The following is a 14,400-nucleotide window of genomic DNA, read 5'->3' on the forward strand; positions in this document are numbered from 1 at the left end:
TAAATTTAAAGTATGCGTGTGGTGATGAAATGTTTTTTGCTGTTTATTTTTGCTGCTGTTGTATGTTTTTGCAAGCCGGTTTTTGCCCAGGGCTGGGATGCCAAACTGCTTAACAAGATCAACCCGGAGAACCCCAATTCGCAATACTGGATAAATACCAGTAACTCGGTTTACTGGGCAAGCGCGGCGGTGCCTGCGGGCTCATTGCTGTATGGTTTAATCAGCGGCGATGAAAAGGCCAAGCACAGTTCGTTTGATCTGTTTGTAAGTTTAGGCGCCAATATGCTGGTTACTGATTTGATGAAGAAATCATTTAACCGCACGCGCCCGGGCGATAAATATCCGAATATGATTTATCCGGTATCGCCAACAACTGATATGTCAATGCCTTCGGGCCATACCAGTATGGCGTTTGCAACAGCAACAACATTGTCATTACAATACAAAAAGTGGTATGTTACTGTGCCTGCTTATGCATGGGCGGCTTCGGTAGGGTATTCACGCATGTATTTAGGTAAACATTACCCCTCGGATGTGTTGGGCGGAGCGGCGTTAGGGATAGGAGCGGGTTATGCAAGCCATTGGCTTAACCGAAAGTTATTTAAACGCTACTACACCACACCAAAGCCCTATGCGCAATAAGTTTTATATTTTATTAGTACTCATTTTTAGCATACATAACGCCATTGCACAAAAAGGCCCGGTAAGTTACCGGGTCATTTTTATTGGTGACGCCGGTGAAATGGACAAGCAGCAGGAAGCTGTGCTTGCCCATGCAACAGCGCAAACTATACCCGGTAAAAGTATGGTTATGTATTTGGGCGATAATATTTACCCGCACGGCATGGGTTTGCCGGGTAGCCCGGAGCAAAAGCAAACCGAGGATATTTTACGGTCACAATACCAGCCATTCAGGGCTAAAGGCGTACCGGTTTATTTTATTCCGGGTAACCATGATTGGGACAGGATGGGTCCGCAGGGGCTGGCCAAAATAAAACAGCAATGGGCTTTTTTGGATGCGCAGCAGGATAGCCTGCTTAAACTTGTTCCGCGCGATGGATGCCCTGACCCAGTAGAGATCAACCTTACAGATAGCCTTACCATTATTGCTTTCGATAGCGAGTGGTGGCTTTTCCCCTTTAGTAAAGATAACCCTGAGGCCGAGTGCGATTGCAACAGCCGCCAGGATATTCTGGCACGAATGCAGCAGTTGTTCGATAAAAACAAAGGTAAAACGATATTGCTGGCATCGCACCACCCTTTTAAAACCTATGGTACACATGGCGGATACTTTTCGCTGAAGGATCATATTTTTCCGCTGACTGCCGCAAAGAAGAATCTATACATCCCGTTGCCGGTAATCGGTTCATTGTACCCCATGCTGCGCACGCTTTTCACTAACCCTGAAGATACCGGGCATCCGCTGTATAAAAACATGATACAGAGTGTTGATAGGGTCTTTAATGGTTATCCCGATCTGATACACGTTGCAGGGCATGAGCATGGCTTGCAATTTATCAAGAACAAAAAAATGGTACAGGTAGTAAGCGGCGCTGGCGCCAAGCGTACCTATGCCAAAAAAGGTAGATATTCGCTTTTTGCTGATGCTACTCAAGGCTACGTTACTGCCGATATGATGGCCGACAAAAGCATGGTCTTCACCTACTACATTTTTGCGGATCAGGGCGTAAAACAGGCGTTTAAATATACGCAGCCATTTGTAAAGGTTAATTACCGCGATTCGATACCCAAACCGATTGCTGCCGATAGCATGGTGATTGCGGTAAGGCCTGAATACAACAAAGGCGGTAGCATGCACCGCTTTTTCTTTGGTGAAAATTACCGTAAGGAATGGGCCGAGCCAACTAAGCTACCGGTTATCCGCCTGTCGCAAATACATGGAGGCTTAAAACCAACGCAGTTGGGCGGCGGCTATCAATCCAAATCATTACGCCTGGTTGATGGAAACGGCAAGGAATGGGTATTGCGCAGTGTTGAAAAAAGCCCCGAGAAAGTGTTGCCGGGCGAGTTGCAGGAAACCTTTGCCAAGGATTGGGTGAACGATGCCATGAGCGCGCAGCATCCGTATTCGGCATTAATAATACCACCTTTGGCTGATGCGGCGAAAGTGCCCCATGCTAACCCGATTATCGGCATCGTATCGCCGGATAAAAATTTGGGTAAGTATGGAGCCATATTCAACAACATGGTATGCTTGTTAGAGGAGCGCGAGCCTATCGGCGACTCAAAAAATACGCTGAAAACCATCAAGGCACTTAATAAAGACAACGACAATAAGTTTGACGCCCGCGAATTTGTACGTGCCCGTTTGCTCGATTTGCTGGTAGGCGACTGGGACCGCCATGAAGATCAATGGCGCTGGGCCGAAAAGAAACAAGGTGATAACACAGTTTATACAGCCGTTCCGCGCGACCGTGACCAGGCTTTATATGTGAACGAAGGCTTATTTCCAGGTATTGCGGGGTTGCCTTGGGTGGTACCTACCCTGCAGGGCTTTGATAGCGATATACCATATGTGAAATGGTCGATTTTCAAATCGAGATTTTTAAATATGTATCCGCAGGCTAACTTTAGTTACCAGGAGTGGATGAAAATGGCAAACGAGTTTGTAGCCGCAGAAAACGACCAGGTACTTGAAGCCGGCTTAAAAAGATTGCCCGCCGAAATCTACGCCATCCGACATGATGAATTGCTGGCCAAGCTCAAAAAGCGCAGGGATAACATACCGGCAGCAATGGCCAGGTACTACAAGTTTGTAAACAAGATTGTTGATATACGTACGACCGATAAAAATGAGCTGGTGGAAATAACTGGCGATACCGCGCGCTCGCTCAAAGTAGTCATCAAAAAAATAAATAAAGATGGCAAAACGGAAGATGTGCTTATGAATAACACATTCGACCATGATATTACCAAAGAGATAAGGCTGTATGTAGAGGATGGTGATGATCATGTGATCATTGATAACAAAACATCGCCAATAAAGCTCAAGGTCATCGGTAAAAAAGGGGATAAGGTTTACGAGATAGCCAATACCACCAAAAGCATCCCGCTTTATAACAAGGGTAACAACATCACATTTAAGGGAGACAGTAGCCGCTTTAAAAAGCATTTAAGGGCTGACAGCGCCAACACAGCCTTTGTACCGGTTGATTTATACAACAAGCTTATACCGCTGGCAACCGGCGCTTTAAATGCCGACGATGGTTTAATATTAGGCCTGGGTTTTAAATACATACACCAGGAGGGCTTCCGTAAGACGCCTTATTATGATGCGCATCAGCTCATGGTGAGTCATTCATTTGCAACAAAAGCTTTCCGTATTAAATATAACGCCGAGTGGATGGAAGCAATTGGAAAAGCCGACATAACTTTGCAGGCGTTAATACAAGCCCCGGATAATACCGCTAACTTTTTTGGTCGTGGTAATGAAACAGATTTTGACCGGGTGGGCAACTGGAAACGCTTTTATCGTACGCGATATAATACCATCGAGATTGATCCGGCCTTGAGGTGGAGAACATCACCGGGTACTTCGGTAAGCATAGGGCCATCGTTTCAGTCTTACCATTTGGATAAAGACGATAATGCCGGCCGTTTTATCAACAATACATCGCTTATCGGCTCATATGATAGCGCAACGGTTGATAAGGATAAACTGCACGCCGGTGTTGTGTTCAACTTTATAAGCGATAAGCGTAATAACCCGGTGCTGCCAACCTGGGGCAACATGGTTAACATTAAAGTGGAGGGATATGCAGGGTTAAACAGCTACTCAAAGTCGTACATACAAATATTGCCAGAAGTGGCCTTTTATAAAAGCCTTACATCAAGCGGCTCAATAGTACTTGCCGACAGGATTGGCGGCGGTGTTACCATTGGTAAAACGGCGTTCTATCAATCATTATTCCTTGGCGGTATTCAAAATTTGCAGGGTTTTCGTCAGTACAGGTTTGCCGGCCAGCATAGTGCCTACAATAACCTGGAACTGCGAATTAAACTGGGCGATTTTGCCAGCTACATACTACCAGGCCAATTTGGCATAACCGGCTTTTTTGATATTGGCCGCGTTTGGGAAAAAGGCGAACAAAGCGATAAATGGCATATTGGCAACGGCGGTGGCATCTATTTTGCACCTGCACGTATGGCCGTTTTACAATTAGTCGCCGGGCATTCTGACGAAGGCTGGTACCCCTACATATCTATGAAATTTAGATATTAAGATAACACACCAATAAAATGCACACCGAAATACTTGAAATAAACCAGGACCAATGCGTTGTTTGCCAGGTTGAAACAAGGCTGTCCTTTAAACCGCTTGTAGATCACCTGCAGGAGCGGTTAAAAACCGAGCATCCTATAAAAGCGCAGTTCTACAAGTTTTTGCTTGAAAAACTGAGCGAGTTACAGGCTACGGATTACATTGTAAAAGTGGCTGAACTGGAGAAATACCAGGAGATGCTGGTACTTATATACACTATACTAACGCCGCTGGTAGCCAGCGAAAAAGAATTTTTTTGGGCGATGAGTACCCCCGTGCCCGATAAGATATTTTTTAGCACCGACGCCTTTTATAACTTTTACACTAATAACGCTGAGGTAGCGCACGTTGAAGGGTTTGAAGAAACGGATCATATTGAGAAAAAACAGCTGCAATTTATTTATCAGCTGATTTTAAAGCGGTTTTACAATTTTACCTCGGTATTTAAGGATGAGAAGGTGTTAACTTACACCGATCCGGTTAGTCACCTAAACAAGTACTTTAGCATACATGCCGACACCAGCTTCATCAATATCTTTGTTGACGGCGAACTGCCCGTGCTCGACTTTGAAAAAATTGGCGAGCAAATGCATGAAGGGCGGGAGCTGGAAATACTCGCCGATATATTGCCGCTGCACCACTTCAGGCTCGAAGGCTTTACTATACTTACACTTACCGATATCACCATGACGCGTGCTATCGATAACCTGCGTTCGGTTTTGGTTGAGCATGCTGACGAACGTGCAGCTTATCCGCTGGTGATCCAATCGTTAAAAACATTGGCGGGCAATGCCGATATTGAGTTTGGCATTATGCCGTTTTTAACGCTTAATGATAAGCTTGTTTTTGACTCGGACGATTGTAAGGACAGCGTGTTGATTGATGCCGCGTCAGAAGCGGGTATTGCCGATGAGGTAATGTACGCCCTGGTTGAAGAATATCGCAAAAATCCGCGCCCTATCATTTATACCAAGATAACCGACGAGAAAGCGGTAGATAACGTGATGCTTCGCATCATTAAACAGGCCGGCATCTGCGCCTACACGCTCATCCCGATTTACTATAACAAAAAGCTGGCGGGTGCTATGGAACTGCACTCAACCAAGGAGTTGATTATTGATGAGGTGCTTTTATCAAAGCTACAACGTGCGCTGCCATTGCTGGCTCAATTGTTTCAGTACAGTATTGACAGGTTTAATTCTGCTATTGATTCCATCCTTAAAGATAAATTTACGGCCCTGCAACCATCCGTACAATGGAAGTTTAATGAGGTAGCGCTTAACTACCTGCGCGGACTAAAAAACAGCGACCGGCTACCGGTTATTGATACCGTGGTGTTTGAAAATATGTATCCATTGTTTGGCGCTATCGATATACGCAATTCAACTATTGAGCGCAACATGGCCCTTCAGGAAGACTTATCGCAGTTGCTCAATATGCTTTGCGATGCGCTTGTAGCGGTGAAAAAGCATGTAGATATGAGCTTGATAGATAAGCTTATATATAATGTTAAGGAATGGAAGGTGCGGATAAGCGATTACACCAACTCTAATGACGAGGTTATGCTTCGGGCGTTTCTGGATAACGAGGTTGATCCGTTGTTAAAGCATATCCGCTCAGGGCACCCGGCAACTGCCGCAGTAATAAACGAATATTTTAATTCGGTACGTGAGGAGAGCGGCATTGCTTACCAGAAAAGGCGTGAACTTGAGGCGTCAATGCAGCTTGTAAACACCTCCGTAAGCCATTACCTGGAAAAAGCCCAAGCTATGTTGCAAAAATCGTATCCGTGTTATTTCAGCAAATTCCGTACGGATGGGGTTGAATATGATATTTACATCGGCCAGGCAATAGCGCCCGAAATGCCGTTTAACGAGGTTTACCTTAAAAACCTACGTTTGTGGCAAATACGCTCAATGGTGGAGATAGCGCGGTTAACCGCCGGGTTATCAAAAAATATGCGAAAGCCGCTGCATACTACCCATATGATATTCATTCATTCAAACCCGATCAACATCAGTTTCAGGAATGATGAGCGGAGGTTTGATGTGGAAGGTGCCTATAACATCCGCTACGAAGTAGTTAAAAAACGGATAGACAAGGTATTGGTTAAAGGTACAGCTGAGCGCCTCACGCAACCGGGAAAAATAGCGCTGGTTTACTTTAACCAGAACGAGGCGGGTGAGTATCTTGAGTACATTCAATATTTACAGGAGCAGGGATATTTAACAGGCGGTGTTGAGCAATTGGATCTGGAAGAATTGCAAGGCGTATCCGGACTTAAAGCGTTACGTGCCACGGTTAATTATGTTGATGCCGAATAATATTACCCTATTGAATAGCATAAAAATAACGCGCTATGCCTAAATCATTTTACCGGTTTTTAGTTATAGCGTTGCTGTATTTAGCGCCGGCGAACCTTTTAGCTCAAACTCTGCAAGATAATGACAGCATTGTTGTAAGCGCAGCGCCCGAGTATAATAAGGTAAGTAAATTGCACCGGTTTTTTCTGGGTAATCATAACCGGGCAATATGGGCGGCACCTGTTAAGCTACGTGTTGTTCATTTATCAACCGAAAAAGGTGGTATGAAAATAGTGCAGCTCGGCGGCGGTATGCAAACCCGGTCGTTACGCTTGCAGGATTCAACCGGCAGGCAATGGGCTTTACGCACCTTGCAAAAATACCCCGACCGCAAGCTGCCCGAAAATCTGAAGAAAACAGTTGCGCGGGATATTTTGCAGGATCAGGTATCGTCAGCTCATCCTTACAGCGCATTGGCCGTGCCGCCGTTGGCCTCCGCCCTGGGTATACCGCATTCCAACCCGGAGATTGTTTACGTAGCCGACGACCCGGCATTGGGCGACTATCGAAAAGATTTTGCTAACCAGGTTTTTTTGTTGGAAGAGCGGGAACCGCTTGATGCCGAAAAAACTTATAATACCGGTAAAGTACAACAAAAAATACGCGACGATAACGATAACAAGGTAGACGAGAAGCTGGTATTACGTGCCCGTTTGCTGGATATGTTGCTGGGTGATTGGGACCGGCACGACGACCAATGGCGCTGGGAAAAGCTTGGGGGTAAAAACGGCGATATTTATAAACCCGTTCCGCGCGACCGTGACCAGGTGTTTTATTATACCGATGGTGTTTTTCCATGGATCGTATCGCACCAATGGCTGGCTTCAAAATTTCAGGGCTATGGTGATCACATCAGGGACATAAAAGGCTGGAACGTGCAGGCGCGTTATTTCGATAGGTATTTCTTAAACAGATTGGATGAGAATGATTGGAAAGAACAAATTGCTTACGTACAAAAAACATTGACCGATGAACTGATCACCGCATCAGTCAAAAGAATGCCTGATACCGTTTACAAGATATCCGGCAACAAAATAGTAGCCAACTTTATATCGCGCCGAAACCTGTTGATGAAGCAGGCTCTGGAATACTACCGATTTATAAGTAAGTATGTAGACATACCGGCAACCGACAAGCACGACGGTTTTGCCATCACCAACAATGCTGACGGCAGTTTGCGGGTTACGGTTAATAAGATCAAGAAGAACGGCAGTGTGGATCATTCCACTTACAAGCGTACCTTTTATCCGGATATTACCAGCGAGGTGAGGCTGTATGGCTTTGATAACAGCGACAGGTTTACCGTTAGCGGATCAACACCTTCAAAAATAAAGCTGCGCATTGTGGCCGGTACTGGTACTGACACCATACGCATAGCTGATAGCCTGCATAACAAGAAGAATATCTATGTGTACGATTTAAAGCAGGAAAGCAACGTGTTACCATCCCCCTCTCAAGCCAGGTTAAAGCTGTCAACGGATAGTTCGGTTAACCGTTACGAGCGCGAAAGCTTTAAGTACGACCGCTTTGCCATCATAACCCTGGCCAACTACGGGGTTGATAAGGGTATCTCGCTGATTGGTGGTTTCTCTTACGAAAAACACGGCTTCCGTAAAGAGCCATACGCGTATAGGCACGAATTCCTGACGGAATACTCACTGGCGCGAAAATCATTTGTGTTTACTTATACCGGCGATTTTATCAAGCTATTTGGTAATACCAACCTGATGGTTAACCTCAAAGCGCGGGGGCCTAATAACGTAAGTAACTTTTTTGGTTTGGGTAACGAGAGTATATTTGTTAACCGAGGACGGCGCGAGATCGGTTATTACCGTAACCGCTATGATTTAATAACCGGCGATGTATCGCTTTATCAAAACATAAACAAATGGCGTTTCAGCGCTGGGTTGGCCGGGCAGTTTTATACCGCATCGAAAAATAATAACGAACGGAAATTTTTAAATTTGTATGATCAGCAAAACCCGGATCAGCAGGTATTTGCCGACAGGGCTTATGCCGGTTTCATAACAAATGCCGGGTTAGATACGCGTAATAAAGCACTGATTCCTACGCAAGGTGTGTTTTGGAATACCACTTTTTCGGGCTATGCAGGGGTAAGCGGCGGGCATAATAAATATATGCAGCTGCAATCGGAGTTTGGCTTTGTTGTTAACCCGGATCGTGATTCGGTTTGGGTGATTATAAACCGCACCGGCGGCGGCCGTATTTTTGGTGATGCGGAATATTTCCAAAAAGTGAAGTTAGGTGGCCTGGCTAACCTGCGCGGCTTCCATACTAATCGTTTCACAGGCGAAACCATGCTTTACAATAATCTGGAAACCCGTATAAAGTTATTTGATTTCAACTCCTATCTGCTTCCCGGTTCGTTTGGCTTGATCGGGTTTACGGATGCCGGCAGGGTATGGTCGCCCGGCGAAAATTCAGATAAAATACACGTTGGCTACGGCGGTGGCTTGTATTTGATACCTGCCCGATTAGTGCTTATCGAGGCTACAATGGGTTTTTCGCGTGAGGGTGCCATCCCTTATATCTCCCTGGGCATGCATTTTTAATAAGGATTTGAGGCTATAAAGCCAATTGATGCAATAGTTGCTAAAACATTTTAAATATTTGTAAAAAGATTTCTTTAAAGTGTATCAATTACAATAAATTTGAAATTCAACCATTGTGTATTATAATTATATTTTATTTTGCTTTTTAGTACTTAATTGATTTAATAGTCGCCACTGCTTGAGAGCAAAACCATATAAACCTTAACAATTTTTTAGATCTAATATCCCGTCAAATGTCGAAGAAGAGGCTGTCAATAGTTGATATAGCAAATAACCTTAATATATCTAAAACCACGGTATCATTTATACTTAACGGTCGTGCTAAAGAAAAGCGCATCAGTACCGATATGGTTGAGAAGGTGCTTAAGTACGTTAAAGAAGTTGGTTATAAGCCAAATTCACTTGCCAAAAGTTTGCGTACCGGTAAATCAAACACTATTGGGCTTATTGTTGAGGATATTTCTAACCCGTTCTTTGGTTCAATTGCCCGTTTGATAGAAGATAAGGCCTATAAAAACGGTTACAAAATTATTTATTGCAGCACGTATAACGATACGCAGAAGACCAAGGATATGATCAATATGTTTCGCGACAGGCATGTTGACGGCTATATTATAGCCCCGCCGCAAGGGGTGGAAGAGGATATAGCTTCGCTGATCACCGAGTCGATGCCTGTGGTATTGTTTGACCGCTATTTGCCGACTATTGATACCGATTACGTGGTGGTGAACAATCAGTTCAGCGCCTATAATGCCACGCAATACCTGGTAGGGCAGGGCTATAAAAACATAGCGCTGATAACCTTTGCTAACGACCAGACCCAAATGGTTGACCGTATAAAAGGTTACCAGATGGCGCTAAAGGAGCATGGTCTGAAACAACTGATTAAGGAGTTACCTTTTGCTGAAGATCTGACGGAATCTATCACCGCGTTCCTGAAATCGCGCAAAGGTATTGATGCTGTATTGTTTGGCACTAACCGCGATGCTACCTATGGTATTAAAATAATGCACAGCCTTGGCATTCGTATTCCTGAGGATATAGCCGTTATCTCATTTGATGATTCGGACGCTTTTGAACTTCATTCGCCGCCAATTACTACCGTAGCGCAACCTATTGAGGATATGGCCGAGCACATAATCACCATTTTGCTTGATAAGCTGAACAATAACGGCGTAGGTACTAAAAATCAATCCATCGTATTACATACTGATTTAGTGGTAAGAGGCTCATCGCAACCTGCAAAAAAGTAGTGTTACATAGTTTTTATAGCAAGGTCTTTAAAGCGGCTTAGCAACGTTTGAAGCAGGCGGCTTTTAAAACCGGCTTCCGCGTAAATATTGGTTATCCACACCAGTATCTTGAGTTCGATGTTATCAGCAGCGAACGAGTTGATCAACAATTCGGGCGGTAAATTTTTAACGGTGTCGCTTTCTTTGCCAACTTCCTCTTCAACTATTTTGCGGATGGCCTCAATATCAGTATCAATTGCTACTTTAAAAATGATCTCCGTTTTTAAATAATCATTGCTCAGCGTCCAGTTCACTAACCTGCCTGATAACAGGTCGCCGTTAGGAATAATTACCTCGCTGCCCTGTGGCGTGAGCATTTTGCTGGAGCGTATGCCTATATCCTGCACTTTGCCTTTTTTATCAGCTAACTCTATGTAATCACCAATACGGAAAGGCTTTTCAAAAATCAAGATGATGCCTGATACGAAGTTATTCACAATGTTCTGCATACCTAAACCAATACCTACCGATAGGGCTCCCAAAACAACCGTCAACTTATCCAACGGAATGCCTGAGGCTGTAACCGCCAATAGTACACCAATGATGACGATAATGAGTCGTATCAGCGCCAGTTTTGAGCCTTTATGCTCTATTTTATCATTAATGTTGCTGCTGATACCGCCTTCACCAAATAGTACGCCTACGTGTTTTTGCAGCATATTGGCCAGGTAAACAATTACAGCAAAAAACAGCACATTGCTTAGTGTAAATTTAACGCTTCCAAAGGCGCGCTCCTTTATCAGCACCTGTTGTATGAAGGCGTAAATACCACCAGCTATGCTTAGGTTGATCATAAACACAAGCAGCCATAATATAACAGCTACAACCGTTAATGCTTTTTTAAACGATGCGCGTGAACGGTTAATGTTTATCCGGGAAAATATTCCTTCGGAGCAGGCGCTTACCTTTATTTGTAGTTCAAGGGCATCAGTTAATATTTGTATAAACACTGCCAGGCCTATTACCTGCGCAATGCCTATTATGGCTGTAGTGCTGTACACTTTTGCCAAGCTTATGCGGCCAAGTATGTTCAGTAAAACGGCAAGGGCATTGAGGAAGATGAAAATATACAGAACCGGATTGGTGAGCCTTTTAGCAACACCCTCATTACGTAACCGCCGGATAAATACAACTCCACCATATATGGCGATAACATTTAAGCCTATTAACCATAGCCGCATCCAAACGGCATCCTGCACTATGGATGTGCTGAGCACAATAACCGCGTACAAGGCAATAATCAGCAGCCAATATCTGGTATCCTTCCGGTTGAGATTTTGCCAAAAGAGTATAGTTAACGCAGCTAATGATACGAACTGTGTTAGCTCGATATAAAGCGACGGCGAATCGGGCTCAAAAAGCGGTGCCAGGTTTAGCACTACAATCAGCGCCGCCAGTACGGGGTATGGGCGAATGTACTTAAAACTTAGCTCACCCGTTTTTTCCCGCAGATCCGGTTTTTGTATTTTTTTGAAGTTACGAAAAACCCATAAGTAAAAAGCAATACCCGTAATAATTAGCAGCACGCGGTTATCCCACGATGAGTCAAAAAAGTAGCCTAATATTTTGTTGTGCCCTTTAAAGGACGACCTGAACAGTTTCAGCAGGTCGTTATTTTCACTTTTTGTTGGGGCCGACCATATATACGGTACTTCGCGCCCAATGGCACTACGCCCTGATTGTTGCAGCCGTTCATCAATGGTTCCCTGCATGTCGTTAACCGTGAGGTACAATGCCGACACATCAGCAAGCAATGTGCTCACGGTATCCAGCCCGGTGCTGGTAACCTTGCCTGCACCTTGTAACCGCAATTTTATGTCGGCCAATTGAGCGGTGTACAGCCGTTTTTGAGTAGTATCCTTATTATCAACAGTAAGCAACGAATCATTGCTGAGCGCTACTACTTTATCCGCCCGCTGCTGCAGGTCGTTATTAAGCTTGGTTAAACGTGCCTGCCAGTCGGTGAGCTTTGATTGGGCATTCTTCAAAATCAGGTTATAACTCAACAGGCTTTTGGTGTCAATTACTTTTTTAGGTATAGCGAGATCTGCTTTTACCGGGCTGATGCTGGTTTTAACATCATTTAAGCCATTCTTTATATCGTCAATCCGATAACCTTTTTTATTTGCTGCATTAATTTCGGTTATGGCTGCCTGCGCCTGTTGTATTTTAAACAACAGGGTATCAGGTATGGTATTTACAGTATCGGCACCTGTAGGTTTGTTTTGCGCCGCCGCTGTGAGGGACATAAAGGCAAAAGATGCCAATGCCATCATCACTAAAAAAACAAAAAGTATAAAATTGCTTTTAACGCTATGTGTGCCTTTTTTTACCATAATAAACCAAGTAATTATAACCTGAAGTATAAAACTTGTTTAAATGGTAATGGTTTTCTTAATATGAAGTATAGTTAAATTAAGGGTTAAACAGACGATTGCTTTTTTACAAAATCAAAACAAGTTAACCACACAGCAATACCTAAAAATTATACCTTTACCATCTTGTTAAAACTCATGATATTGATACATGGTTAAATTCAACCGTTTTACACTGAGCAATGGCCTGAGGGTAATTGTTCATGAAGATAATACCACGCCTATGGCTGTGGTGAATATATTGTACGATGTGGGCGCACGCGACGAAAACCCTGAACAAACCGGTTTTGCCCATTTGTTTGAGCATTTGATGTTTGGTGGTTCGGTTAATATACCGGTTTATGATGAACCCCTGCAACGCGTAGGTGGTGAAAACAACGCATTTACCAGCAACGATATTACCAACTATTATATCACGCTGCCATCGGCCAATCTGGAAACAGCCTTTTGGTTGGAAAGCGACCGCATGCTGAGCCTGGCGTTTAGCGATAAAAGCCTTGAGGTGCAGCGTAACGTGGTGATTGAAGAATTTAAGCAGCGTTACCTCAACCAGCCTTACGGTGATGTGTGGTTAAAGCTGCGGCCGTTGGTTTATAAGCAGCATCCTTACCGCTGGGCTACAATTGGGCAAGAGATAGCCCACATTGCCGATGCGAAAATGGAAGATGTAAAAGCTTTCTTTAAAAAGCATTACAACCCGCAAAACGCCATTATGGTAGTTGGGGGCGATGTAACTACCGAGCAAGTGAAGCAGCTTGCTGAGAAATGGTTTGGGCCAATACCTGCCGGCGAAAAATATAACCGCAACCTGCCTGTTGAGCCGGAACAATATGATGAACGCCGCGAAACGGTTACCGCAAAAGTGCCGCTCAATGATGTTTATATCGCGTTCCAGATGTGTGGCAGGCTGGATGAAGGGTTCCATGCGGCAGAGTTGATATCCGATATTCTTTCGCGCGGTAATTCATCAAGACTGTACCGTAACCTGGTTAAGGAGAAACAGTTGTTTAGTGAGGTACATGCCTACATAACCGGCAGCCTGGATAAGGGCATGTTTATAGTTGAGGGTAAGCCCCTGGAAAATATTACCATTGAAGCTGCCGAGGCTGCTATATGGCAGGAGCTCGAGCGTATTAAAACAGAAGTTATTGCCGCCGACGAACTGACCAAGGTGCAGAACAAAACCGAGTCGACCATGGTGTTTTCAGAAATGGCACTGCTTGAAAAGGCAATGAACCTGGCCTGGTTTGAGTTGCTGGGCGATGCTGAAATGCTGAACCACGAAACAGACAAGTTTTTAGCCGTAACACCTCAGCAAATTAAAGAACAGGCTAACCTGATTTTTAGAAAAGATAATTCATCAACCCTGATTTACCTGGCCGAAAAGTCAGTTAACAGCAATGAACTGGCCGTTAGTGAGTAGTTTGCAGTTGCCGGTTAGCAGTTTAAAGTTGCCGGTTTGCTATTGCTGATTTGCAATTACTAATGATTATGACCAATGTCTATTGACTAATG

General features: G+C 44.2%; 7 protein-coding genes. 6 read left to right on the forward strand and 1 reads right to left on the reverse strand.

The window, feature by feature from the left end:
* Window positions 1-24 precede the first annotated feature (24 nt).
* The 5 genes from LT679_RS00075 to LT679_RS00095 all read left to right on the forward strand — a co-directional run bounded on the left by LT679_RS00075 (window position 25) and on the right by LT679_RS00095 (window position 10,471).
* Complete coding sequence (locus tag LT679_RS00075; protein WP_232174858.1) at window positions 25-642, forward strand: phosphatase PAP2 family protein; 618 nt, start codon at window positions 25-27, stop codon at window positions 640-642.
* Window positions 572-4,243: a BamA/TamA family outer membrane protein gene (locus LT679_RS00080; RefSeq protein ID WP_232174859.1), complete on the forward strand. Its 3,672-nt coding sequence runs from the start codon at window positions 572-574 to the stop codon at window positions 4,241-4,243. Before LT679_RS00075 ends, LT679_RS00080 begins: the two co-directional genes overlap by 71 nt.
* Window positions 4,244-4,260: 17 nt before the next feature.
* Window positions 4,261-6,606 (forward strand): hypothetical protein, encoded by a 2,346-nt coding sequence (locus LT679_RS00085; RefSeq protein WP_232174860.1) that lies wholly within the window; start codon window positions 4,261-4,263, stop codon window positions 6,604-6,606.
* A 35-nt stretch (window positions 6,607-6,641) separates the two neighbouring features.
* Entirely contained in the window at window positions 6,642-9,218 is a 2,577-nt protein-coding gene (locus LT679_RS00090; protein ID WP_232174861.1) for a BamA/TamA family outer membrane protein, read from the forward strand.
* 233 nt (window positions 9,219-9,451) lie between these two features.
* Window positions 9,452-10,471, forward strand: coding sequence for a LacI family DNA-binding transcriptional regulator (locus LT679_RS00095; RefSeq protein WP_232174862.1), 1,020 nt, complete (start codon window positions 9,452-9,454; stop codon window positions 10,469-10,471).
* Between the two features lie 2 nt (window positions 10,472-10,473).
* On the opposite strand, the gene LT679_RS00100 is transcribed toward LT679_RS00095, so the two are convergent.
* Window positions 10,474-12,759 (reverse strand): mechanosensitive ion channel family protein, encoded by a 2,286-nt coding sequence (locus LT679_RS00100; protein WP_232174863.1) that lies wholly within the window; start codon window positions 12,757-12,759, stop codon window positions 10,474-10,476.
* A gap of 277 nt (window positions 12,760-13,036) precedes the next feature.
* On the opposite strand from LT679_RS00100, the gene LT679_RS00105 reads away from it, so the two are divergent.
* Entirely contained in the window at window positions 13,037-14,308 is a 1,272-nt protein-coding gene (locus LT679_RS00105; protein WP_232174864.1) for a M16 family metallopeptidase, read from the forward strand.
* Window positions 14,309-14,400 lie beyond the last annotated feature (92 nt).

This window comes from Mucilaginibacter roseus (assembly GCF_021215455.1).
Lineage (GTDB): Bacteria > Bacteroidota > Bacteroidia > Sphingobacteriales > Sphingobacteriaceae > Mucilaginibacter > Mucilaginibacter roseus.